The sequence below is a fragment of the Pantoea sp. SGAir0430 genome (assembly GCF_043549295.1).
Genome location: NZ_CP039427.1, coordinates 3,736,711 through 3,760,029 on the forward strand (window position 1 = coordinate 3,736,711; position 23,319 = coordinate 3,760,029).

Annotated in this window: 19 protein-coding genes and 1 other annotated feature; of the genes, 7 read left to right on the forward strand and 12 right to left on the reverse strand. The window is 60.9% G+C overall.

Annotated features, from left to right (window positions below; all coding sequences use genetic code 11):
- Positions 1-74: 74 nt before the first annotated feature.
- From deoR to atzF, 9 genes are all read right to left on the reverse strand, one after another.
- Positions 75-839, reverse strand: a complete 765-nt coding sequence (gene deoR, locus E7738_RS17560) for a DNA-binding transcriptional repressor DeoR (RefSeq protein ID WP_040679620.1) — start codon at positions 837-839, stop codon at positions 75-77.
- A gap of 113 nt (positions 840-952) precedes the next feature.
- Complete coding sequence (gene urtE / locus E7738_RS17565) at positions 953-1,651, reverse strand: urea ABC transporter ATP-binding subunit UrtE (RefSeq protein WP_058776207.1); 699 nt, start codon at positions 1,649-1,651, stop codon at positions 953-955.
- Between the two features lies 1 nt (position 1,652).
- Positions 1,653-2,444: an urea ABC transporter ATP-binding protein UrtD gene (urtD, locus tag E7738_RS17570; protein ID WP_058771510.1), complete on the reverse strand. Its 792-nt coding sequence runs from the start codon at positions 2,442-2,444 to the stop codon at positions 1,653-1,655.
- A complete protein-coding gene (gene urtC, locus E7738_RS17575; RefSeq protein ID WP_058781599.1) occupies positions 2,437-3,513 on the reverse strand; it encodes an urea ABC transporter permease subunit UrtC in 1,077 nt (358 codons plus the stop codon). Before urtC ends, urtD begins: the two co-directional genes overlap by 8 nt.
- Positions 3,513-5,078 (reverse strand): urea ABC transporter permease subunit UrtB, encoded by a 1,566-nt coding sequence (gene urtB, locus E7738_RS17580; protein WP_262257179.1) that lies wholly within the window; start codon positions 5,076-5,078, stop codon positions 3,513-3,515. The genes urtC and urtB overlap by 1 nt, the downstream gene beginning before the upstream one ends.
- A gap of 281 nt (positions 5,079-5,359) precedes the next feature.
- Positions 5,360-6,628 carry an urea ABC transporter substrate-binding protein gene (gene urtA, locus E7738_RS17585; protein ID WP_262257971.1) on the reverse strand — a complete coding sequence of 423 codons (1,269 nt, stop codon included), beginning with the start codon at positions 6,626-6,628 and terminating at the stop codon, positions 5,360-5,362.
- 30 nt (positions 6,629-6,658) lie between these two features.
- Complete coding sequence (locus E7738_RS17590) at positions 6,659-7,360, reverse strand: GntR family transcriptional regulator (RefSeq protein WP_021506818.1); 702 nt, start codon at positions 7,358-7,360, stop codon at positions 6,659-6,661.
- Positions 7,361-7,369: 9 nt separating this feature from the next.
- Positions 7,370-10,987, reverse strand: coding sequence for an urea carboxylase (gene uca / locus E7738_RS17595; RefSeq protein ID WP_262257180.1), 3,618 nt, complete (start codon positions 10,985-10,987; stop codon positions 7,370-7,372).
- A gap of 2 nt (positions 10,988-10,989) precedes the next feature.
- Positions 10,990-12,786: an allophanate hydrolase gene (gene atzF, locus E7738_RS17600; RefSeq protein ID WP_394515888.1), complete on the reverse strand. Its 1,797-nt coding sequence runs from the start codon at positions 12,784-12,786 to the stop codon at positions 10,990-10,992.
- A gap of 256 nt (positions 12,787-13,042) precedes the next feature.
- Here atzF and sltY point away from each other — a divergent pair, with 256 nt between their 5' ends.
- Entirely contained in the window at positions 13,043-14,962 is a 1,920-nt protein-coding gene (gene sltY / locus E7738_RS17605) for a murein transglycosylase (protein ID WP_058757134.1), read from the forward strand.
- Between the two features lie 43 nt (positions 14,963-15,005).
- Complete coding sequence (trpR, locus tag E7738_RS17610; RefSeq protein ID WP_021508685.1) at positions 15,006-15,314, forward strand: trp operon repressor; 309 nt, start codon at positions 15,006-15,008, stop codon at positions 15,312-15,314.
- Here trpR and yjjX read toward each other — a convergent pair whose 3' ends face one another.
- Positions 15,315-15,833: an inosine/xanthosine triphosphatase gene (gene yjjX, locus E7738_RS17615; protein ID WP_394515889.1), complete on the reverse strand. Its 519-nt coding sequence runs from the start codon at positions 15,831-15,833 to the stop codon at positions 15,315-15,317.
- Positions 15,834-15,884: 51 nt separating this feature from the next.
- Between yjjX and gpmB the strand changes: the two genes are divergently transcribed.
- A complete protein-coding gene (gpmB, locus tag E7738_RS17620; RefSeq protein WP_021508687.1) occupies positions 15,885-16,532 on the forward strand; it encodes a 2,3-diphosphoglycerate-dependent phosphoglycerate mutase GpmB in 648 nt (215 codons plus the stop codon).
- A gap of 356 nt (positions 16,533-16,888) precedes the next feature.
- On the opposite strand, the gene robA is transcribed toward gpmB, so the two are convergent.
- Complete coding sequence (gene robA, locus E7738_RS17625; protein ID WP_394515890.1) at positions 16,889-17,764, reverse strand: MDR efflux pump AcrAB transcriptional activator RobA; 876 nt, start codon at positions 17,762-17,764, stop codon at positions 16,889-16,891.
- 193 nt (positions 17,765-17,957) lie between these two features.
- Here robA and creA point away from each other — a divergent pair, with 193 nt between their 5' ends.
- Positions 17,958-18,431 (forward strand): protein CreA, encoded by a 474-nt coding sequence (gene creA, locus E7738_RS17630; protein ID WP_022548913.1) that lies wholly within the window; start codon positions 17,958-17,960, stop codon positions 18,429-18,431.
- 51 nt (positions 18,432-18,482) lie between these two features.
- Here the strand turns inward: creA and arcA are convergent, their stop codons facing one another.
- Positions 18,483-19,199, reverse strand: a complete 717-nt coding sequence (gene arcA / locus E7738_RS17635; RefSeq protein ID WP_021508652.1) for a two-component system response regulator ArcA — start codon at positions 19,197-19,199, stop codon at positions 18,483-18,485.
- Between the two features lie 609 nt (positions 19,200-19,808).
- Here arcA and E7738_RS17640 point away from each other — a divergent pair.
- The 3 genes from E7738_RS17640 (at position 19,809) to thrA (ending at position 23,319) form a co-directional block, all read left to right on the forward strand.
- A complete protein-coding gene (locus E7738_RS17640) occupies positions 19,809-20,528 on the forward strand; it encodes a tRNA/rRNA methyltransferase (protein WP_031279901.1) in 720 nt (239 codons plus the stop codon).
- Between the two features lie 171 nt (positions 20,529-20,699).
- Positions 20,700-20,771: a thr operon leader peptide gene (thrL, locus tag E7738_RS17645; protein WP_128601299.1), complete on the forward strand. Its 72-nt coding sequence runs from the start codon at positions 20,700-20,702 to the stop codon at positions 20,769-20,771.
- Positions 20,707-20,830, forward strand: a sequence feature (Thr leader region). (Overlaps the previous gene by 65 nt.)
- A gap of 26 nt (positions 20,831-20,856) precedes the next feature.
- Entirely contained in the window at positions 20,857-23,319 is a 2,463-nt protein-coding gene (gene thrA / locus E7738_RS17650) for a bifunctional aspartate kinase/homoserine dehydrogenase I (protein ID WP_058781607.1), read from the forward strand.

Here is a 23,319-nt window from a genome sequence, read left to right on the forward strand (position 1 = left end):
TGCTGAAGTTTAGCCGTTTTCACCCGGCAATCACAGCCGCATTGCGCGCAATCTTCCGCAGCGGCGGAATAATGCTAGCCGCAGTGCAGGGTGAGCCTGGCCGCCTGCAGCACGGCGAGCAGCGCGGGCGGAGGCGGGCTGTCGCTGACCAGCATATCAAACAGCGAGAAGTCGCCAATGCGCGCCGGCAGTACCTTGCCGTACTTGCTGCTGTCGCCGACCACGATTTTGGTCTGCGCCCGCTGCAGCGCCAGATGCTTGATGGGCAGTTCGTTAAGGTTATAACAGGTGGCACCCTGCGCGGCGTCCATGCCGGCGGCAGAAATAAAGGCTTTATTGGGGCAGAGCGCATCCAGCACTGTGACCTGCTCGAGCGGGGTAAACACGGCGTTATCGGCGTGGAATTCGCCACCGCACAGAATCACCCGACAGCGCGGCTTCTCTTTTAATGCCAGAAAGGTGTTGATCGCGCTGCAGATGGCGGTGAAGGGCAGATCGTTATCAATCGCTTCGATCACCAGCGGCAATGTGGTGCCGCAGTCGAAAAACACCGTGTCGTTGGCCTGTACCAGCGCGGCAGCCCGCTGTGCCAGCAGACGTTTCTTGCTGACGTTGAGGTTTTGCTGGTCGCTGACAAAATAGTGCGCCACGTTCTGCCGCGGGTCGCGCATCACATAGCCACCCAGCAGCACCACGCCCTGCGTCGCGCCGGTTAAATCGCGGCGGATGGTCATTTCTGACACGCCCAGCAGTTGCGCAGCCTGTTTTAAGTGCAGGGTGTCGCTGTGTTTCAGCGCCTGCGCCAGCTTATTGATTCGTTCGTCGCGGCGGGTTTCCATCAGTAACAGTTCGCTCAACCTTCGCTGCGGCCGGAATGGCCGGGTGGAGGGTAAACATAAGTTTTTTCTTGCAGATTAACAACCTGTCTTCTGCCTGCCCGCCCGCCGCACGGCTAAATTGCCACCAGCCCGCGCACGCCCTCGCTCTCCATATTCGCCCCTGCGCCACGCTGCACAATTTCGCCGCGCGACATCACCAGATAGCTGTCGGCCAGTTCGGCGGCGAAATCGTAAAACTGCTCGACCAGCAGGATCGCCATGTCACCGCGCTGTGCCAGCTGGCGGATCACCGCACCGATCTCTTTGATCACCGACGGCTGGATCCCTTCGGTCGGCTCATCGAGGATCAACAGCTGCGGCTGGCAGGCCAGCGCCCGGCCGATCGCCAGCTGCTGCTGCTGGCCGCCTGACAGATCGCCGCCGCGCCGCGTTTTCATCTCGCGCAGCACCGGAAACAGCTGGTAGATCTCCTCCGGTACCCGGCTGGCCTGGGCGCCGGAGAAGCGCGCCAGCCCCATCAGCAGGTTCTCTTCCACCGTCAGACGCGGAAAAATTTCGCGCCCCTGCGGCACATAAGCAATACCGGCCTGCACGCGCTGGTGGGGCTTGCGCGTGTTAATCAGCTGGTTCTGCCAGCGAACCTCGCCGGATTTGACCGGAATCAGCCCCATCAGACACTTCAGCAGCGTGGTTTTGCCCACGCCGTTGCGCCCCAGCAGGCAGGTGATCTCGCCCGGGCGAGCCTCAAACGACAGACCGCGCAGGATATGGCTGCCGCCGTAATATTGATGCAGTTCTGCTACCTGTAACATCTCAGCGCCCCAGATATACGTCGATAACCCGATCGTCCGCCTGTACCTCGCGCAGCGATCCCTCAGCCAGTACCTGGCCCTGATGCAGTACCGTCACGTGGTCGGCAATGGTTTCCACAAAGCCCATGTCATGTTCCACCACCATCAGTGAGTGCTTGCCCGCCAGGCTGCGGAACAGTTCGGCGGTGTAGTCGGTTTCGGCATCGGTCATGCCGGCTGCCGGTTCGTCCAGCAGCAGCAGGTGCGGCTCCTGCACCAGCAGCATGCCGATTTCGAGAAACTGCTTCTGCCCGTGCGACAGCAGACCCGCCTGCCGCTGGCGTTCGCCGCCGAGCCGCAGCAGTTTCAGCACCTCGTCGATGCGATCGCGCTGCTCGCCGCTAAGCCGGGCGCGCAGGCTGGCCCACACCGATTTATCGTTTTTTAGCGCGATTTCGAGGTTTTCAAACACCGTCAGCGCTTCAAACACCGTGGGTTTCTGAAACTTGCGGCCAATGCCGGCGCGGGCGATTTCGACCGGCGACAGCTGGCGCAGATCGGTATCCTGGTCGTAGATCACCTGGCCGCTGTCCGGCCGGGTTTTGCCGGTGATCACGTCCATCAGCGTGGTTTTTCCCGCGCCGTTCGGGCCGATCACGCAGCGCAGTTCGCCGACGCCGATCTGCAATGACAGATCGGTCAGCGCGCGGAAGCCGTCAAACGAGACGTTGATGTTCTCCAGCAGCAGCACCGGATCGGTTTGCTGACGATGGCGATCCGCCGGGTGCGGTTGGGTAAACAGTTGCTCAGTCATGACGCCTCCGGCGCAGCAGGCCAATTACGCCACGCGGCAGGAACAGCGTGACCAGGATGAACATCAGGCCCAGGAAAAACAGCCAGTATTCCGGGAAAGCGACGGTGAACCAGCTTTTGGCACCGTTGACGATGGCCGCACCCAGCAGCGGGCCAATCAGCGTGCCGCGTCCGCCGAGCGCCACCCAAATCGCCGCTTCGATCGAGTTGGTCGGCGACATTTCACTCGGGTTGATGATGCCGACCTGCGGCACGTACAGCGCACCGGCCAGCCCGCACAGCACGGCGGAGAGCGTCCAGACGAATAGCTTGAAGCCCTTCGGATCGTAACCGACGAACATAAGGCGGTTTTCCGCATCGCGCACCGCCGTCAGCACGCGACCAAACTTACTGCGCGCCAGGGCAAAGCCCAGCGCCAGGCTGAACAGCAGCAATAGCACGGTCGCGATAAACAGTGCGATACGCGTGCCGGTAGCGGTGACGCTGAAACCAAGCAGGGTAGTAAAACCGGTAAAGCCGTTGTTGCCACCAAAGCCGGTTTCGTTGCGGAAAAACAGCAGCATGCCGGCGTAAGTCAGCGCCTGCGTCATGATGGAAAAGTAGACGCCTTTGATTCTGGAGCGAAAGGCGAAGAAGCCAAACAGCAGCGCCAGCAGGCCCGGCACCAGTACAATCAGGCACAGCGCCCAGAGAAAGTGCTGGCTACCGGCCCAGAACCACGGCAGCTCATTCCACGACAGAAACGACATAAACGCCGGCAAACCGCTGCCTGCAGCCTGGCGCATCAGGTACATGCCCATAGCATAGCCGCCGAGGGCAAAAAACAGTCCGTGGCCGAGCGACAGCAGCCCGGCGTAGCCCCACACCAGATCCAGCGCCACCGCGACAATCGCATAGCAGAGGATTTTGCCCACCAGCGTCAGCGTATAGGTGGAGATCGCCAGCGGATGGCTGGCGGGCAGCAGGGCGCAGAACGGCAGCACCAGCAGCAGCGCGGTCACGATGACGCCGAGAATCAGGCTGAGGCGCGGCGCTTTGCGCACCGCGCGTAAGGTCAGTGGCTGGCTCATCAGTCAATCACCCTCCCTTTAACGGCAAACAGACCTTGTGGACGTTTCTGGATGAACAGCACAATCAGCACGAGGATCAGGATTTTGCCGAGCACCGCGCCAATCTGCGGCTCCAGCACTTTGTTGAGGATGCCGAGACCAAAAGCCGCCACTACGGTGCCGGCCAGCTGACCGACGCCGCCGAGCACCACCACGAGGAACGAGTCGATGATGTAACCCTGACCCAGTTCCGGCCCGACGTTGCCCAGCTGCGACAGCGCGACGCCGCCGAGTCCGGCAATGCCGGAACCGAGGCCAAACGCCAGCATATCGATGCGCCCGGTCGGCACGCCGCAGCAGTCGGCCATGGCGCGGTTCTGCGTGACCGCCCGCACATTCAGCCCCAGCCGGGTTTTATTCAGCAGCAGCCAGGTGAGCGCCAGCACCGCGACGACAAACAGGATTACCGCGATACGGTTATACGGCAGCACCAGATTCGGCAGCAGCTGCCAGCCGCCGGACAGCCAGCCCGGGTTGGCCACTTCGAGGTTCTGCGCGCCAAACAGCATGCGCACCAGCTGAATCAGCATCAGGCTGATGCCCCAGGTGGCGAGCAGCGTCTCCAGCGGACGACCGTATAAGTGGCGGATGATGGTGCGTTCCAGCAGCATGCCCATTACGGCGGTAACGGCGAAGGCCACCGGCAACGCCAGCAGCGGGTACCACGCCAGCCACTGCGGCGCAAACTGCTGGAACAGATTCTGCACCAGCCAGGTGGCGTAGGCGCCGAGCATCAGCATCTCGCCGTGCGCCATGTTGATCACCCCCAGCAGGCCGTAGGTGATTGCCAGGCCGAGCGCGGCCAGCAGCAGAATGGATCCGAGCGACAGACCGGTAAACGCCTGGCCGAGCCAATCGCCCCACATCAGGCGCTGCCTGATGTGCTGCAGGCTGGCGGCCGCAGCGGCGCGCACCTGCGCATCGGGTTCGTTGCTGGCCTGGGTTAAGCGCGTCAGGCTGGCCTGCATCGCCGGATCGCCCGATTCACCCAGCAGCGTGACCGCTTTCAGGCGCAGCGCGGCGTCCGGGCTGGCGAGCTGCAGATTCGCGGCGGCCATCGCCAGCACCGTGCGTACTTTGCTGTCCTGTTCGGCGGCGAGGCGCTGTTCAATCAGCGGCAGCTGGTCAGGCGCGGCATCGTTTTGTAACTGCTGCGCTGCGCGCAGGCGAGTCGCCGCATCGTCACTCACCAACTGGTGGGCGGCGAGGGCGCTGGCAATCAGCACGCGCAGCCGGTTGTTCATGAAGAGTTTTTTGGTTTCGCCGTCCGGCTGCCGGGCGCTGTCGAGCGGCAGAAGCTGGTCAGCCTGTTTGCTGAACGGCTGCTTGTTCTGGTCGATAACCACGCTTTCATTGCGCAGCGCCTGCAGCAGCGGCAAGCGGCTGGCCTGCGGTGCCGCAGCCCACTGCTGCAGCAATGTCGCCTGCTGCGTGCGGCTGGCAGCGGCGAAGTCAGCGCCATCACCGGCCTGCGCCAGCCACGGCAGCAGTAACAGCAGGCAGCTGAGAATACGGCGGAGTGTCATGGTGATCATCCTGTTATGGTTACGTTGGGTGCGGTATGGCCCTCACCGGGGTTAAGGCGTTGTCTGGCCCTCACCCCGGCCCTCTCCCGGAGGGAGAGGGAGAAAAACGGATGAGTGCGGTGCATGGCCCTCACCCCGGCCCTCTCCCACAGGGAGAGGGAGACGCTGCTACAGGTGAGTTCGGTAGCGGCGTGCTGGCTCGATCGGTTCCCTCTCCCGCCAGCGGGAGAGGGTTAGGGTGAGGGCCAGCGGGCCAGAGGGCGAGGACCATCAGCCTCCCCTTACTGCGCCGACTTCACCGGGTAGTCCGGCTTCGTATCATTCCCGGCGATGTACGGGCTCCACGGCTGGGCGCGCACCGGCTGTTCGGTCTGCCACACCACGTTGAACTGGCCGTTCTCCTCCACTTCACCAATCATCACCGGCTTGTGCAGATGGTGGTTGGTTTTGTCCATGGTCAGCGTAAATCCGTCCGGTGCTTTGAACGTCTGTCCGGCCATCGCGGCGCGCACTTTGTCCACATCGGTGGTGCCGGCTTTCTCTACCGCCTGTGCCCACATGTGCAGGCCAACGTAGGTGGCTTCCATCGGATCGTTGGTCACTACGGTGCTGGCGTTCGGCAGGTTGTGCGCTTTGGCGTAAGCACGGTAGTCGGCCACGAACTTCGCGTTAGTCGGGTTATCCACCGACTCAAAGTAGTTCCACGCCGCCAACTGACCGACCAGCGGTTTGGTGTCGATGCCGCGCAGCTCTTCTTCCCCCACCGAGAAGGCGATCACCGGAATGTCGGTTGCTTTAATGCCCTGGTTCGCCAGCTCTTTGTAGAACGGTACGTTGGAATCACCGTTGATGGTGGAGATCACCGCGGTTTTGCCACCGGCGGAGAATTTCTTGATATTGGACACGATGGTCTGGTAATCGCTGTAACCAAACGGCGTGTACACCTCTTCGATATCCTTATCCTGCACGCCTTTGCTATGCAGGAAGGCGCGCAGAATCTTGTTGGTGGTGCGCGGATAGACATAGTCGGTGCCGAGCAGGAAGAAGCGTTTGGCGCTGCCGCCATCTTCGCTCATCAGATATTGCACCGCCGGGATCGCCTGCTGGTTCGGCGCGGCGCCGGTGTAGAACACGTTCGGCGACATCTCTTCGCCTTCGTACTGCACCGGATAGAACAGCAGGCCGTTCAGCTCTTCAAACACCGGCAGCACCGATTTGCGCGAGACCGACGTCCAGCAGCCAAACACCACCGCCACTTTGTCCTGAGTCAGCAGCTGGCGCGCTTTTTCGGCGAACAGCGGCCAGTTAGAGGCCGGATCGACCACCACCGGTTCCAGCTTCTTGCCCAGCACGCCGCCTTTGGCGTTAATCTCATCGATGGTCATCAGCGCCACATCTTTCAGCGGCGTTTCGGAAATCGCCATGGTGCCGGACAGCGAATGCATAATGCCGACTTTGATGGTGTCTGCCGCCTGTGCGGTAAAGGCGAAGCCCATGCTGGCAACGGTAGCGGAGAGCGCGAACGCTTTAAGCAACGAACGTCGTTTCATCATTTAAACCCCTAACTGTGTTATCTATTGTTATTCAATGGGTTGAAGCCGAGCCTGCTGTAACATATGCAACGTAATCTTCCTGACCTCGGCCTTACTGACGGCAATGTGGTCGGTTAAAATGCGCTGTGCCTCCTCGGTGTGTTGCTGAAAAATCGCCCGTAAGATCTGAGCGTGCTCGCGGTACGTGGCATCGACCCGGTCATCCCGCGTGAAGTCGAGACGGCGAATGATGCGGATTTTTTCTGTCAGCTCGGCGTGGATGCGCGCCATCTCCTGATTGCCCGCCGCGGCCACCAGCGCCATGTGAAACGCTTCGTCGTGCGCTGATACCGCTTTGCCATCTTCCAGCCGGGCATCGTCGATCCAGAAGGTTTTCAGCGCGGTCAGGGTTTCCGCGCAGGCCAGCGGCGGCAGCGCGCACAGGCGGCGCACCGCTTCGCGTTCCAGCACGGTGCGGAAGTCGTACAGCTCCTCGAAGTAGGCGAAATCGAACGGCCGCACCTGCCAGCCGCTGCGAAACCACACCTCGACGTAGCCTTCGCGCTCCAGCCAGAACAGTGCCTGACGCACCGGCGTGCGGCTCACCGCCAGCCGCTCGGCGATTTCGTTTTCGCTGAAGCGGTCACCCGGCATCAGACGGAATTCAAAGATGTCCTGCTTCAGCGCCTGATAAACCTTTTCGGCCAGCGCTTCGGGACGGCCTTTGCTGCGGGGCGCGCTACTGTTCATACCTGCTCCTTAAGCCAGCCACAGCAGGGTGTCGCCCGGACTCACCGGACGGCCCGCCTGGCAGGCAATGCGTTTCACCGTGCCGGCCTGCGGCGCGACAATCGCCAGCTCCATCTTCATCGCTTCCACGATGATCAGCGTCTGGCCGGCCTGCACCGTATCGCCCGGCGCAACCAGCACTTTCCAGATGTTGCCGTTCATGTCAGCGCACACCGCCAGCGCATCGTCCTCTGCGTCGGCGACCATCAGCGTCTCTTCACGGGTGAGCGGCGCTTCCTGCTCTTCCTGCGCCCACAGCGTGACTTCCTGCTCAAACGCTGCGGCCTGACGTTTGCGGAAGGCACTGATTTCCGGCGCGTTGTCGGCGAGGAACTGCTGATGCGCCGCGAAATCAAACTCGCTCTGCTCGATGCGAATGCGGGCGCGGCCGGCGCGGAAATCGTCGCGCAGCTGCGTCAGTTCCGCTTCGCTCACCGGATAGAAACGCACCTGGTCAAAGAAGCGCAGCAGCCAGGGTTCGCCGGCGGCAAACTGATCGTTTTGCAGGAACTTATTCCAGATGGGCAGCGTGCGCCCCACCAGCTGATAGCCGCCCGGTGAATCCATGCCGTAGATGCACATGTACATGCCGCCAATGCCCACCGTGCCTTCGGCAGTAAAGGTGCGCGCCGGGCTGTATTTGGAACTCAGCAGGCGATGGCGCGGATCGATCGGCACCGCGCACGGCGCGCCGAGATAGACATCGCCGAGACCGAGAATCAGATAGCTGGCGGCAAACAGGGTGTCGCGTACCGCTTCGCGGCTCGGCAGTCCATTGATGCGCTGAATGAAGTCAACGTTATTCGGCAGCCACGGCGCGCTGGCGCGAACCGTCTCTTTGTAACGCTCCACCGCGCCGAGCGTGGCGCTGTCTTCAAACGCCATCGGCAGCCAGACGATGCGCGACGGCACTTTCAGCGCGCTGACGTCGCCCAGCCCGGCTTCCAGCTCCAGCAGCAGCGTCATCAGCTGCTGCTGACCGATCACCAGGCTGTCATAGCGCACCTGCAGCGAGCGCACGCCGGGCGACAGCTCTTCGATACCGGGCTCTGCGCGCTGGCGCAGCGCCTGCATCAGCAGGTGTACGCGCAGGCGCAGCGCCAGATCCAGCACGTTATCGCCGTACTCAATCAGCACATATTTGTCGCCCGCCTGGCGGTAGACCGCCGCAGGCGTGGTGGCGGTCGCCGGCAGCGCCGCTAACAGGGTGGCAGAACCGATGTCGCTCGCCGCCAGCGAAGGCACCGCGAAGGCCGGTGCGTGCTGGCTGCGCAGCGTGGTTACGCTGTGCGCCTGGGCTTTCTCCAGCGCGACCGCTTCGTCGGCGCTGATCGGGTGGAAGCGGATGCGATCGCCCGGTTTGACCTGGCCGACTTTCCACAGCTCGGCTTTGGCGATGGTGACCGGGCAGACGAAGCCACCAAGGCTCGGACCGTCGTGCGTCAGGATCACCGGGAAGTCACCGGTAAAGTTCACCGCGCCGATGGCGTATTCGCAGTCGTGTACGTTAGACGGATGCAGCCCGGCTTCACCGCCATTGGCGCGCGTCCAGCTGGGTTTAGGCCCGACCAGACGGACGCCCAGCCGGTTGGAGTTGTAATGCACCTGCCAGTCGCTGGCAAAGAACTCATCGATGGCGGCCTGGGTGAAGAAATCCGGTGCGCCGTGCGGGCCGTACAGCACGCCAATGCGCCATTCGCTGCCGTAGTGCGGCACCAGCGCGCGATCCAGCGCTTCAGGTTCGCTGACCGGGGCTGGCGTGGTGCAGGCGGCGAGCGTCGGCTGAGAGATCGGCAGCATGTCGGCGACGCGCAGCGTGCGTCCGGCGTGGCCGCCAAACTGACCCAGCGAGAAGGTGGCGCGGCTGCCAAGATACTCCGGCACATCGAAACCATTACGCACCGCTAAATAGGTGCGGCAGCCGCTCTGCGCGCGGCCCAGCGTCAGGGTTTGTCCCGCTTTCACCGCCACCGGCTGCCAGTAGTCGACCGCGCTGCCGTCGAGATCGGCCGGACAGTCGGCACCGGTCAGCGCGATCAGCGCATCGCTGTGGAAACGCAGCGTCGGGCCCTGCAGGGTGAACTCCAGCCCGGCGGCGCTGGCGTGGTTGCCAACGATACGGTTGGCCAGGCGGAAGGCGAAGTCATCCATCGGGCCGGACGGCGGCACGCCGATGTCCCAGTAGCCCAGGCGGCCGGGAAAGTCCTGAATGCTGCTGAACGTGCCCGGCTGCAGCACTTCGATGACGCTGGCCGCCGGCGTAAAGCCGTCAAGGAAGCGCGTCCAGACGTTACCGCTGCGGAAGGCGTCGGTCGCCACGATCTGACGCAGATAATCGAGATTGGTGGCGATGCCGTGCAGTTGGGTAGCGTCAAGCGCCTGCTGCAGCTTCGCCAGCGCGGCGTCGCGCGTTTCGCCATGCACGATCAGTTTGGCTACCATCGGATCGTAAAACGCCGTCACTTCGCTGCCGGTCTCGATCCAGCCGTCGACGCGCACCCCCGGCGGGAAGCTGACGTGGGTTAACACGCCCGGGCTCGGCTGGAAGTTTTTCAGCGGATCTTCGGCGTACAGCCGCACCTCAATTGATGCGCCGTGCGGTGCCTGCTGCAGACGATCCCAGTCGATGGCATCGGCCGCCGCCACCTGCAGCATGCACTCCACCAGGTCAAGGCCGGTGACGCACTCGGTCACCGGATGCTCCACCTGCAGGCGGGTGTTCACTTCGAGGAAATAAAACGCGTCCTGCGCGGCGTCATAGATGTACTCCACGGTGCCGGCGCTGCGGTAATTAACCAGCTCGCCCAGCCGCACCGCTGAAGCCAGCAGCGCTTCACGCGTGGCCTGCGGCAGATTAGGAGCCGGCGTCTCTTCCACCACCTTCTGATTGCGGCGCTGCAGCGAACAGTCGCGTTCGCCCAGCGCAATCACCTTGCCCTTGCCGTCGCCAAAAATCTGCACTTCCACGTGGCGCGCACGATCAATGCAGCGTTCAAGAAACACGCCGGCATCGCTGAAAAACTGTTCCCCCAGGCGACGCACGCTCTCCCACGCGTTCTCCAGGGCCGTGGCGTCGGCGCAGCGGGTCAGACCGATGCCGCCGCCACCGGCGGTGCTTTTCAGCATCACCGGATAGCCAATGTCTTCCGCCGCGCTGAGTGCGTCCTGCAGCGAACTGAGCAGCGGCGTGCCCGGCGTCATCGGCACGCCAGCGCTGGCCGCCAGCTCACGGGCGCGATGCTTGAGACCAAATTCGCCGATCTGCTGTGCGGTCGGGCCGACAAACGCGATGCCGGCCTCTTCGCAGGCGGCGGCGAACGGCAGGCTCTCCGACAGAAAACCGTAGCCGGGCCAGATGGCCTGCGCGCCGCTTTGCTGCGCAGCGGCCAGAATTTTGTCGATGCGCAGATAGCTGTCGCTGGCTTTGTCACCGCCAAGGGCGATGGCCACATCGGCTTCGGTAACGTGACGCGCATTGCGGTCGGCATCCGAATAGACCGCCACGCTGGTTACGCCGAGGCGCTTCAGGGTGCGGATGGCACGACAGGCGATTTCGCCACGGTTAGCAATCAGAACGGTGCTGAACATGATTAGTGATTCCCCTGTGACGTCAGCCAGTTGCGCCAGCCGCCGAATTCAGTGATTTCCAGCGCCTGGGTCAGCGCTGCCGGTTCGCAGATAAAGCCTTTCACGATGCGTCCATCCGCCAGCGTCAGCGAGCCGATGCCGAGCGGTGCCGGGATTTCCGCGACGAATTCGCCAAAGCGCGCCAGCGGGATGTCCCACAGTTCAACGGTGATGGCGGCGCCGCTGTCGCCGCGCAGCAGGCCGGGCTTTTTGATCGGGCCATCGAGCAGGGCGAACAGGCGATAGTGGCTGGCGGTTTGCGTCTCTTCGACCCACACCGCCTGACGCGTGGTGAGCTGGAAATTCAGCGGCATGCCGGTGAGATGAGCGCCGACCACCGCCACGCGCACGTGGTCAGGCGACGGTGGCAGCGCGGCGGGCTGCGGCGGCAGTGCTTTGCCGGTGGCCCCGAGCGGCAGCGCCAGCTGCTGCTGCCAGCGCAGGCCAAACGTCGCCAGCGCGCGGTCGTGCCACGCCGGGGCGATCAGCGTGATGCCCGCAGGCAGCCCATCGGCGCGGAACGGGCCAGGCAGCGCCAGCGCGCTGAGATCGGCCAGGTTCGTGAAGTTGGTATAGGTGCCGAACTGCGAGTTGTAGTGCACCGGCTCCTGCTGCATCTCTTCCAGCGTATGGATGGTGGGCGAGGTCGGCACCACCAGCGCATCGAACCGGGCCAGCGTCTGCTGGATCTGGCGCGTCAGTTCGGCACGCAGATATTCGGCCTGATACGCCTCGACGGCGCTGTACTGGCGGCCGCTGCTGACGATGCCGTACACCACCGGATCCATCTCTTCCGGGCGGTCGAGCATCTCGCCGACCGCCACGGTGCGCTCGGCCACCCACGGGCCGTAATAGAGCTGCTCTGCCAGCTGATGGAAAGGGGCGAAGTCGATAGGGTGCAGCGTCGCACCGCTCGCCGTAAGCTGCTCCAGCGCGCTGAGCCACGCCGCTTCCGCCTGCTGGTCACCGTAAAACTGCGGCGCGGCAGGGATCGCCAGCGAGGGTTGCGGCTGGAAACTGGCCGGTGCGCTGCGTAGCGACTGGCGCGCGTAGGCGTCACCGGCGTCGTAGCCGCCCGCGATGCTGGCGACGCTAAAGGCATCGGCAACCGTCAGGGCAAACACCGAGATGGTGTCATTGAGGCGGCAGGCCGGTACCACACCGCTGGCCGAGAACCAGCCTTTGGTCGGCTTCAGCCCGACGATATTGTTAAAACCTGCCGGCACGCGGCCGGAGCCGGCGGTATCGGTGCCGAGCGAGAAGCCGACCAGGCCGCGCGCCAGCACAGACGCGGAGCCGGAGCTGGAGCCGCCGCTGACGTAGGCTGGATTAAAGGTGTTGCTCACCGCGCCATACGGCGAGCGGGTGCCAACCAGACCGGTCGCGTACTGGTCGAGGTTGGTTTTACCGATGACGATAGCGCCTGCCGCTTTCAGCCTGGCCACCACGAAGGCATCGGCCGCGGCCTGATACGTCAGCGCCGGGCAGGCGGCGGTGGTCGGCCAGCCTGCCACGTCAATGTTGTCTTTAACGGCAAACGGCACGCCAAACAGCGGCAGCGCAGCCGGATTGCGCTGATACGCCGCCAGCAGCGGTTCAACCTGCGCCAGCAACTGGGCCGGCGAAGCGAGGTACAGCCAGGCATTATCCTGGTTATCGAATGCGTCGAGATGTGCGGCCAGCAGTGCAGGGATCTGCTGTGCATCCTGCTGTGCGCAACGTTGCCAATCCTGAAGCGTAAAACCGAAGGTCGATGCCATGAGTGAATTCCAGCTGGTATACAAGATGGCATTCAACAGAGCAAAGCACGTGCCAGAGTTGTAACTGAATGAAAACGCATAGCTATTTGCTGGGTAATAAGTTTTTCTGATGATTATTTGCACAATTGCGGCGCAGGCGCTGAACAATCACGGTGCGCCTGGGTAAATTTTGTGAAGAACGTGGCAAGAGCCGGTTGGCCTGGTTAGCATGAAGGGAGTCCGGCATAAGCTGGAGCGCAGCAATGAGGAGAGCGGAGTGGAGAAGTGGCGTAACTGGATGATAGGGATCTGTCTGGTCAGCACGGCCGGCAGCGTGTGGGCCGATTCGCTGGATCAGCAACGACAGCGCTATGCGCAAATCAAACAGGCCTGGGACAACAAACAGATGGACCAGGTTGAGCAGCTGATGCCAACGCTGCAGGATTATCCGCTCTATCCGTACCTGCAGTACCGCCTGCTGGCGCAGGATCTCGATCAGGAGACCGGGCTGGCGGTGAAAAACTTTATTCAGCAGTATCCGACGCTGCCGCCGGCGCGTTCGCTGCAGACGCGCTTTGTTAACGTGCTGGCGCACCGCCAGGACTGGCCGGGCGTGCTCAGCTTCAGCCCGGATGAGCCAAAGCCGGTGCAGGCGCGCTGTAACTGGTACTACGCCAAATGGGCGACCGGTCAGCAACAGGCGGCGTTTGACGGGGCCAAAGCCATCTGGCTGCGCGGCACCGCGTTACCGAACGACTGCGACAAGCTGTTCTCGGTGTGGCAGGCCTCAGGGCAGCTGTCGCCGATCACCATCCTCGAACGCATCCGCCTGGCGATGAAAGCCGGCAACGACAGCCTGGTCAATTACCTGGCGAAAATGCTGCCGGCGGATTATCAAACCACCGCCAGCGCGCTGATTGCGCTGCAGCAAAATCCCCAGACCGTCACCACCTTTGCCAGCACCCTCGGCCCGACCGATTTTACCCGCATGGCCACCAGCTACGCCTTTGCCCGCGTGGCGCGTCAGGATATGGACAATGCGCGCATGATGATCCCGCAGCTGGTTCAGGCGCAGAAGATGAGCCCGGCGGAAGAGCAGGATCTGAAAGAGACGGTGGTGTGGCGCATGATGGGTGCCGATCTCACCTCGGAGCAGGCGCGCTGGCGCGATGCGGTGGTGATGAACAGCGAATCCACCGCGCTGATTGAGCGGCGCGTGCGGCTGGCGCTGAGTGAAAACGACCGTCGCGGCCTGAACACCTGGATTGCCCGTCTGCCGGTGGAAGCCAAAGAGAAAGATGAGTGGCAGTACTGGCAGGCCGATTTACTGATGGCGCAGGGGCGCAAAGAGGAAGCGGAAGAGATTCTGCGTAAGCTGATGCAGCAGCGCGGCTTCTATCCGATGGTGGCGGCACAGCGGCTGGGCGTAGAGTATCCGCTGCAGGTGGATCAGGCCCCGGCGGCGGACAATAGCGTGGTGCAGGGGCCGGAGATGGCGCGCGTGCGCGAGCTGATGTACTGGGGGCTGGATAACCTGGCGCGCAGCGAGTGGGCCAACCTGATCAGCAGTAAAACCCGTACCCAGCAGCAGATGCTGGCGCGCTACGCCAATGAACAGGACTGGTGGGATCTCAGCGTGCAGGCCACCATCACCGCGAAAATGTGGGATAGCCTGAAAGAGCGTTTCCCGCTGGCGTGGCGCAATCTGTATCAGCAATACACCAGTGATAAAGGCATCACGCCAAGCTACGCCATGGCGATTTCCCGCCAGGAGAGCGCGTGGAACCCGAAAGCGCGCTCACCAGTTGGCGCCAGTGGCCTGATGCAGGTGATGCCGGGCACCGCCAGCCATACCGTGAAGATGTATAACATTCCGGGTTACGTTAACAGCAGCCAGCTGCTCGATCCGCAGACCAATATTCAGATTGGTACGCAGTATCTGGAGTATGTCTATCAGCAGTTTGGTCAGAACCGCATCTTCTCTTCTGCCGCCTATAATGCCGGCCCGGGGCGGGTGCGCAGCTGGCTGAATACCAGCGGCGGCAAACTGGATGCGGTGGCGTTTATCGAAACCATTCCCTTCTCGGAAACCCGCGGCTACGTAAAAAACGTGCTGGCCTACGATGCCTATTACCGCTACTTCATGGGTAAGCCGGATAAGATTCTGGCCGACGGCGAGTGGAATCGCCGTTACTGACTGTGTTATGCTTCCGTACTCGTTAATGAGTACGGAAGCCTTCATGAGCCAACCCCTTTCCCCGCAGCCGGTTGAAGACAACTGGCTGCGTTTCATCGACCTGATGCACAACGCGTTTTCCGATGACGTAGCGCTGCCACTCCTGCAGCTGATGATGACGCCGGATGAGCGCGAAGCCTTAGGCACGCGCCTGCGCATTATCGAAGCGTTGATCAACGGTGATATCAGTCAGCGCGAGCTGAAAAACGAATTGGGCGTCGGGATTGCCACCATCACCCGTGGATCCAATAGCCTGAAAGAGGCGCCGCCCGAGCTGAAACGCTGGCTGGAAGCGCGCCTCGGGCGCAGCTGATCACTGCTGATACAGCGGGTGAGTAAACGGACAGAGCGCCAGAATCAGGGCCTGATGATAGACGCTGGAGCGGCTCAGCAGGCCGTGGGTGAAGGCGCCAATCGCACCGCCCTTGTGTTTGATATTCTCCACGCCGGTTAAGCGCGCCATTTCGTCACCGAGCTCATGCCCGGCAGCCAGACCGGCCATCACCACCGGTGGCAGCGTAAAGCTGGCAGAGCGGGATTCGCCGCGCTGCTGCGCATTCTCCACCACCATCCAGGCAAAGGCGCAGTCACCTTCGATGCCGGCTTCAATCGCCACCCAGTAATCCGCCTGTGGCCGCACATGCCGCGCGTTCGCCACGCGCTGGCGTGCGCCAGTTCGCGTTTCGGCATCGCTTAAGGGCTGCGCGGCGACGCCGCTCTCGACCTCGACCCCTTCAATATGGCAGGATCCTTCGCTGAAAACGTCGTTGAACGCCTGAGCAATTGCGCGGATTTTTGCCGGATTGATGGTGGCTGCGACAACATGGTACATAATTACCTGAACCCTCAAGACAAATTTGTCGCAGTATAACGGAAATTAAGCATGTTACAGGTCTATCTTGTTCGTCACGGTGAAACGGTTTGGAATGCGGCCCGACGCATTCAGGGGCAGTCCGACAGTCCGCTGACGGATAAAGGTGAGCAGCAGGCGCATCAGGTGGGCGAGCGCGTGAAATCGCTGGGCATTACTCACGTGATTGCCAGCGATTTAGGACGTACCCGGCGCACCGCGGAGATTATCGCTGATGCCTGCGGTTGTACGGTGACGCTCGATGCCCGCCTGCGCGAGCTCAATATGGGCTGTCTGGAGCAGCGCCCGCTCGACGGCCTGACGGCGGAAGAGGAGAGCTGGCGTAAAGCGCTGGTGGATGGCACCGAAGGCGGCCGGATTCCGGGCGGCGAGTCGATGGAGGAGATGGCGACGCGCATGCATGCCGCGCTCAACGCCTGTCTCGATCTGCCGGCGGGTAGCCGTCCGCTGCTGGTGAGCCACGGCATGGCGCTGGGCGTGCTGGTGAGTACCATTCTCGGGCTGCCGGCCCATGCGGAGCGCCGTTTGCGTCTGCGTAACTGCTCGATTTCGCGCGTCGATCATCAGCAAAGCGCCTGGCTCGCCGCCGGCTGGGTGGTGGAGACGGCCGGCGATGTGTCGCATCTGGATGCCCCGGCGCTGGATGAGCTGCAGCGTTAAGCGCGGTAGCGCAAGGCGCAGAATGACTGCGTATCGGTGCGTATCAATGATCGCGTATCGGTGCGCATGAATGCGCACCCTACGAGGGCATGGGCAATGCGCATCGGCGACAAACGGTGGGGGTTATTGCTGCGGTTGAATCGGTGCGCATGAATGCGCACCCTACGGGGTGCACGGGCAATGCGCATCGGCGACAAACGGTGGGGGTTGTTGCTGCGGTTGAATCGGTGCGTATAAATGATCGCATATTGGTGCGCATGAATGCGCACCCTACGAGGGCATAGGCAATCCGCATCGGCGACAAACGGTTAATTTTCTGTAGGGTCGCCATTCATGGCGACCATCCGCACCGCCCGTTACTGCTGCGGACGAATCGGAATCAGATATTCGCAGCGAATCTCCATTGGCGGCTCGCTGCGCTTCTTGCCACCGTGCGTATAGAAACGCTCAATATCCTGGCCCTGACGGCGCACCAGGCCGAGGGTCGGCATACAGGTGCCGTACAGCAGCAGAATAAACTCCTGCAGCGCAGTGCGCGGTCCCTGATAGCTGAACTGCACATACTCCCCGGCTTCCAGAATCACGCTCTGGTTTGACTGCATGCTCAGCGCCTGCTGGTCGGCCGGCACCGCCGTGGTGTACAGAATCTCCTGCTCATCATCCTTCTCATGGCTGGCGCGTACCTGATGCAGGCCGTACAGCACCGGCGGCACGGTATCGGTCTCCAGCAGGAACTGCTTCCAGAAGTGGATGCGCATCTCGTCGCGGTAGCTGGAGATCTGCTCCAGCGTACAGGTATAGCTTTGCGTTTGCCCCACCAGCACCGTTTCCGGCAGCGTGACGAACTGCGCTTGCGGCATCGGGTAATCATCGAGGCGAATCGGCGGGCGAATGCCGTACGAATTCCACTCCGACGAGCGGCGATACCACGCAGGTGTCTGATTGAACTGCTTTTTAAACGCGCGGGTAAAGGTTTGCTGCGAATCGAAGCGATACTGCAGCGCAATGTCGAGGATCGGCCGGCTGGTGAGACGCAGCGCGACGGCGGCCTTGGACAGCCGGCGGGCGCGGATATACGCGCCGATGGCGTGGCCAGTAACTTCCTTGAACATTCGCTGCAGGTGCCACTTGGAATAGCCCGCTTTTAGCGCAACGTTATCGAGCGAAAGGGGTTGATCCAGATGGCTTTCCAGCCAGACAAGCAAATCGCGAATGATACCGGCTTGGTCCATAAAACATCCTCATAACTCTCTGGTGGCGCAACGATGAAGTCACCGAATAGTAGCACGAATTGCACAACGGCGCGGGGGTGGTTTGCCAGTTAACTGTGCTACATCAATGCGGGTTGAAACCCGTTAGGTTTGGTTCTCGGTTCGATTAACAGTACATTACATTCACATCTATTCCGTTTGCAATGGTAACTCAATGACAATAGCTCGCAATCTTATAGTCACGCTGGCAACATTTATGTTGAGTCAGAGCGTGCTGGCCGAGGAGATCGGCTCCGTTGACACCGTATTCAAGATGTTTGGCCCCGATCATAAGATCGTGGTGGAAGCCTTCGACGACCCCGACGTTAAAAATGTAACCTGTTATATCAGCCGGGCAAAAACCGGCGGTATTAAGGGCGGACTGGGTCTGGCGGAAGATACTTCCGACGCGGCCATCTCCTGTCAGCAGGTGGGACCGATAGAGCTTAGCGATAAAATCGCGCAGGGCAAGGCGCAGGGTGAAGTGGTGTTCCGCAAACGCACTTCGCTGGTATTTAAAAAGCTGCAGGTGGTGCGCTTCTTTGATCAGAAACGTCATGCGCTGGTGTACCTGAGCTATTCGGATAAAGTGGTCGATGGCTCACCGAAAAATGCGCTGAGCGCGGTGCCGATTATGCCGTGGCACTGAGCCGATAAAAAAACGCCCTGACGGGCGTTTTTTTTGTTTCGCGACGGACGCTTAATCCTGCAGCTCGCCGCAGAAGCGGTAGCCTTCGCCGTGGATAGTGGCGATGATTTCCGGCGTATCCGGCGTCGACTCAAAGTGTTTGCGGATGCGGCGAATAGTGACATCCACCGTGCGGTCATGCGGCTTCAGCTCGCGACCGGTCATCTTCTTCAGCAGGTCAGCACGCGTCTGGATTTTACCTGGGTTTTCGCAGAAGTGCAGCATGGCGCGGAACTCGCTGCGCGGCAGCTTGTACTGATCGCCGTTCGGGCTGATCAGCGAGCGGCTGTTAATATCCAGTTCCCAGCCGTTGAAGCGATAGCTCTCGACCTGACGGCGCTCTTCGCTCGGCATCGCCAGATTCATGGTACGCGACAGCAGGTTGCGCGCACGAATCGTCAGCTCACGTGGATTAAATGGCTTGGTGATGTAGTCGTCGGCACCGATCTCCAGACCGAGGATTTTATCCACTTCGTTATCACGGCCAGTGAGGAACATCAGGGCGACGTTAGCCTGTTCGCGCAGTTCACGCGCCAGCAGTAGACCGTTTTTGCCCGGCAGGTTGATATCCATAATCACCAGATTGACGTCGTTATCGGTCAAAACCTGATGCATCTCGGCGCCGTCGGTGGCTTCATAGACCACGTAACCTTCTGCCTCAAAAATACTTTTGAGGGTGTTACGCGTGACCAGTTCGTCTTCAACGATAAGAATGTGCGGGGTCTGCATGTTTCGCTACCTAAAATTTGCCAACAAATCGAAAACAGGGCGTACGGCGGTTGCCATAACTGTTCCACTGAACAGTGGGCCGTTCGCAACCGGTGTACGAAATGATCTTCGGAATACACCATCCATCTACGTCAACTTCAGTGTTAGCTCAGCCAGTCAGGATGAATATTTGCGTGCCCCGTGGGTATCGGACTGGCGCTTATCCTAACCGTATTAACAGCAACCTAACAGCACCAACAACAACCGATAAGCATAAAAACAACGCTTCGTTGACTTATATCAAATGCAAGTGTAGCACGTTAACACTTTTATGAAAAACTTCTACTGGAATGCCAGCTTAGCTCACAAAAAGCAGCATTTTCGCTACATTTCAGCTGCATCAGCGCAAAAGTAAAACCTGCAGGTAATAACTTTTCAATTGCATGAAAAATAATGTTTTAATATGGGTTTAGCGCATAAATTTTGCTTATTACGCATAATTACGCCTGCCCGGCATTTTTGCCCTGTTTTAACATCCTTAACATCTTATTTTCTCAGGCCCGTGCGGTTGGTATTTTGTCGCCTGCATGCCAACATAGGTCGGGTTATTAACCGTTCGATGGAAAAATCATGCATTTCCCCCTGATCCTTGTCTCACCCGCTCGCCCGGAGAATATCGGCGCGGCCGCCCGCGCCATGAAAACCATGGGGTTTAGCGAGTTGCGTATTGTCGCCAGTGACGCCTGGCAGGATCCGGCCGCGCGGCGTGTGGCCCACGGCGCCGGTGAGATTCTTGACCACGTGAAAACCTATGACACGCTGAGCGCTGCGCTGGCGGATGTCGATTTTTCCGTGGCCACGACCGCCCGCAGCCGGGCGAAGTTTCGCTATTACGCCACGCCGGCGCAGGTCGAAACCATCCTGCAGGAGAAGCGTCAGTGGCTGAATCGCATCGCGCTGGTGTTTGGCCGTGAAGACAGTGGGCTGACTAATGAGGAGCTGGAACAGGTCGATCTGCTGACCGGCATTCCGATGGCGCAGGACTATCCTTCGCTGAATCTCGGCCAGGCGGTGATGGTGTACTGCTATCAGCTGTCGGCGCTGCACCAGGTAGCGGCCGCGCCGGTTGAGGCGGCTAACGCGCAGCAGCTGCAGGCGCTGCGTCAGCGTTTTCATCAGCTGCTGGTGACGCTGGAAGTCAGCAATGATGCCAAGCTGGCGGACTGGATCGATCAGCGCATCGGTCTGCTGGAGCAGCGCGACAGCGCCATGCTGCACCGTTTGCTGCACGACGTAGAAAAAAAACTTATAGATAATTGCTCGGGAAAACCGGCTCCGGACAGTGAGTGATCGGGCGTCTGTGACGCTGCCTGAACGATCGCAATCCGTTTCGGCGTCTGCGGCGCAGCACTGCGCAGCAGCACCATTCGGGTGCAAAGACAAATTCGTTGACTTAACGTGCGCTTTGCTTTACTTCTGGAAGGCAGACGGACAAGACAAAGACAGACAGAAAAAATCTCAATGCGTAACCACAGCCTGAACACCACCATTATTATTACCACCACCATTACCACAGGTAACGGTGCGGGCTGACGCATACAGGAAAAACAAAAGAAAGAAGCCCGCACCTCAACAGTGCGGGCTTTTTTTTCGGCAAAAATTCAGGAGAGCTTCAATCATGCGAGTGCTGAAATTCGGCGGAACCTCGGTAGCCAATGCGGAACGTTTTCTCCGCGTGGCAGATATTCTGGAAAGCAATGCGCAACAGGGACAGGTTGCCACCGTGCTCTCTGCGCCAGCGAAAATCACCAATCATCTGGTAGCGATGATTGAGAAAACCATCAGCGGCCAGGATGCGCTGCCGAATATCAGCGATGCCGAACGCATTTTTGCCGAACTGCTGCAGGGGCTGGCCGACGCTCAGCCTGGTTTCGATTACGATGGCCTGAAAACCCGCGTTGAGCTGGAGTTTGCCCAGCTGAAACAGGTGCTGCACGGCATCAGCCTGCTGGGTCAGTGCCCGGATGCCGTGAACGCCGCCATTATCTGTCGCGGTGAAAAGCTGTCTATTGCCATCATGGAAGCGCTGCTGCAGGCGCGCGGCCACAAAGTGACGGTGATCGACCCGGTCGAGAAACTGCTGGCGGTGGGCCACTATCTTGAATCGACCGTGGATATCGCCGAATCCACCCGGCGTATCGCGGCCAGCCAGATCCCGACCGACCACATGATCCTGATGGCGGGCTTCACCGCCGGCAATGAGAAGGGCGAGCTGGTGGTGCTGGGGCGTAATGGCTCCGACTACTCGGCGGCCGTGCTGGCGGCGTGTCTGCGCGCGGACTGCTGTGAAATCTGGACCGATGTCGATGGCGTTTACACCTGCGATCCGCGTCAGGTACCGGATGCGCGTCTGCTGAAGTCGATGTCCTATCAGGAGGCGATGGAGCTTTCCTACTTTGGCGCCAAAGTGCTGCACCCGCGCACCATCGCGCCGATTGCTCAGTTCCAGATTCCGTGCTTAATCAAAAATACCGCCAATCCTCAGGCGCCAGGTACCCTGATTGGCGGCGAAGGCGAAGTGGATGAGAACCCGGTAAAAGGCATCACTAATCTGAATAACATGGCGATGTTTAACGTCTCCGGTCCGGGCATGAAAGGGATGGTGGGCATGGCGGCGCGCGTGTTTGCCGCGATGTCGCGCACCGGCATTTCCGTGGTGCTGATTACCCAATCCTCCTCCGAATACAGCATCAGCTTCTGCGTGCCGCAGAGCGAGCAGGCGCGCGCGCGTCGCGTACTGGAAGAGGAATTCTACCTCGAACTGAAAGATGGCCTGCTCGATCCGCTCGACGTGCTGGAGCAGCTGGCGGTGATTTCGGTAGTGGGCGACGGCATGCGCACGCTGCGCGGCATCTCCGCTAAATTCTTCTCGGCGCTGGCACGCGCCAACATTAATATCGTGGCGATTGCTCAGGGCTCCTCTGAGCGCTCCATTTCGGTCGTGGTCAGCAATGATGACGTCACCACCGGCGTGCGCGTGGTGCATCAGATGCTGTTCGCCACCGATCAGGTGATCGAAGTGTTTGTGGTGGGCGTCGGCGGCGTCGGCGGCGCGCTGCTTGAGCAGCTGCACCGTCAGCAGGCGTGGCTGAAGGGCAAGCATATCGATCTGCGCGTGTGCGGCATCGCCAATTCGCATGCGCTGCTGACCAACGTGCACGGCATCGACCTCAGCAACTGGAAGGCGGCGCTGGCGGAAGCCAAAGAGCCGTTTAACCTCGGCCGGCTGATTCGTCTGGTGAAAGAGTACCATCTGCTCAACCCGGTGATCGTCGACTGTACCTCCAGCCAGGCGGTGGCCGATCAGTACGCAGACTTCCTCGCCGAAGGTTTCCACGTGGTCACGCCGAATAAAAAGGCCAATACCTCGTCGTGGAATTACTACCAGCAGATGCGTGCGGCGGCGGCGAAATCGCGCCGTAAGTTCCTTTACGACACCAACGTCGGTGCCGGTCTGCCGGTGATTGAAAACCTGCAGAACCTGCTGAACGCCGGCGATGAGCTGATCAAATTCTCCGGCATCCTGTCGGGCTCGCTGTCGTTTATCTTTGGCAAGCTGGATGAGGGCGTGACGCTGTCCGAAGCTACCCGCATGGCGCGCGAGCTGGGCTTTACCGAGCCGGATCCGCGCGACGATCTGTCCGGTACTGACGTGGCGCGTAAGCTGCTGATTCTGGCGCGTGAGGCGGGTCATCAGCTGGAACTGAGCGACATCGACATCGAACCGCTGCTGCCCGCCAGCCTGACGGAGATCGCCGATGTCGATCAGTTTATGGCGCGGCTGCCGGAGCTGGACAACGCCTTTGCCGCGCGCGTTGCCAAAGCGCGTGATGAGGGTAAAGTGTTACGCTTCGTCGGCGCGATTGAAGAGGGCGGCGCCTGCAAAGTTAAAATCGATGCGGTGGACGGCAACGATCCGCTGTACAAAGTGAAGAACGGCGAAAACGCCCTGGCGTTTTACAGCCGCTATTATCAGCCGATCCCGCTGGTTCTGCGCGGATATGGCGCGGGGAATGATGTCACCGCGGCGGGTGTGTTTGCCGATTTGCTGCGCACGCTGACGTGGAAGTTGGGAGTTTAA

What these genes read in the sequence shown, in the direction of transcription:
- deoR (WP_040679620.1), bottom strand. Translation starts at nt 839, where the DNA reads ATGGAAACCCGCCGCGACGAACGAATCAATAAGCTGGCGCAGGCGCTG.
- urtE (WP_058776207.1), bottom strand. Translation starts at nt 1,651, where the DNA reads ATGTTACAGGTAGCAGAACTGCATCAATATTACGGCGGCAGCCATATC.
- urtD (WP_058771510.1), bottom strand. Translation starts at nt 2,444, where the DNA reads ATGACTGAGCAACTGTTTACCCAACCGCACCCGGCGGATCGCCATCGT.
- urtC (WP_058781599.1), bottom strand. Translation starts at nt 3,513, where the DNA reads ATGAGCCAGCCACTGACCTTACGCGCGGTGCGCAAAGCGCCGCGCCTC.
- urtB (WP_262257179.1), bottom strand. Translation starts at nt 5,078, where the DNA reads ATGACACTCCGCCGTATTCTCAGCTGCCTGCTGTTACTGCTGCCGTGG.
- urtA (WP_262257971.1), bottom strand. Translation starts at nt 6,628, where the DNA reads ATGAAACGACGTTCGTTGCTTAAAGCGTTCGCGCTCTCCGCTACCGTT.
- E7738_RS17590 (WP_021506818.1), bottom strand. Translation starts at nt 7,360, where the DNA reads ATGAACAGTAGCGCGCCCCGCAGCAAAGGCCGTCCCGAAGCGCTGGCC.
- uca (WP_262257180.1), bottom strand. Translation starts at nt 10,987, where the DNA reads ATGTTCAGCACCGTTCTGATTGCTAACCGTGGCGAAATCGCCTGTCGT.
- atzF (WP_394515888.1), bottom strand. Translation starts at nt 12,786, where the DNA reads ATGGCATCGACCTTCGGTTTTACGCTTCAGGATTGGCAACGTTGCGCA.
- trpR (WP_021508685.1), top strand. Translation starts at nt 15,006, where the DNA reads ATGAGCCAACCCCTTTCCCCGCAGCCGGTTGAAGACAACTGGCTGCGT.
- yjjX (WP_394515889.1), bottom strand. Translation starts at nt 15,833, where the DNA reads ATGTACCATGTTGTCGCAGCCACCATCAATCCGGCAAAAATCCGCGCA.
- gpmB (WP_021508687.1), top strand. Translation starts at nt 15,885, where the DNA reads ATGTTACAGGTCTATCTTGTTCGTCACGGTGAAACGGTTTGGAATGCG.
- robA (WP_394515890.1), bottom strand. Translation starts at nt 17,764, where the DNA reads ATGGACCAAGCCGGTATCATTCGCGATTTGCTTGTCTGGCTGGAAAGC.
- creA (WP_022548913.1), top strand. Translation starts at nt 17,958, where the DNA reads ATGACAATAGCTCGCAATCTTATAGTCACGCTGGCAACATTTATGTTG.
- arcA (WP_021508652.1), bottom strand. Translation starts at nt 19,199, where the DNA reads ATGCAGACCCCGCACATTCTTATCGTTGAAGACGAACTGGTCACGCGT.
- E7738_RS17640 (WP_031279901.1), top strand. Translation starts at nt 19,809, where the DNA reads ATGCATTTCCCCCTGATCCTTGTCTCACCCGCTCGCCCGGAGAATATC.
- thrA (WP_058781607.1), top strand. Translation starts at nt 20,857, where the DNA reads ATGCGAGTGCTGAAATTCGGCGGAACCTCGGTAGCCAATGCGGAACGT.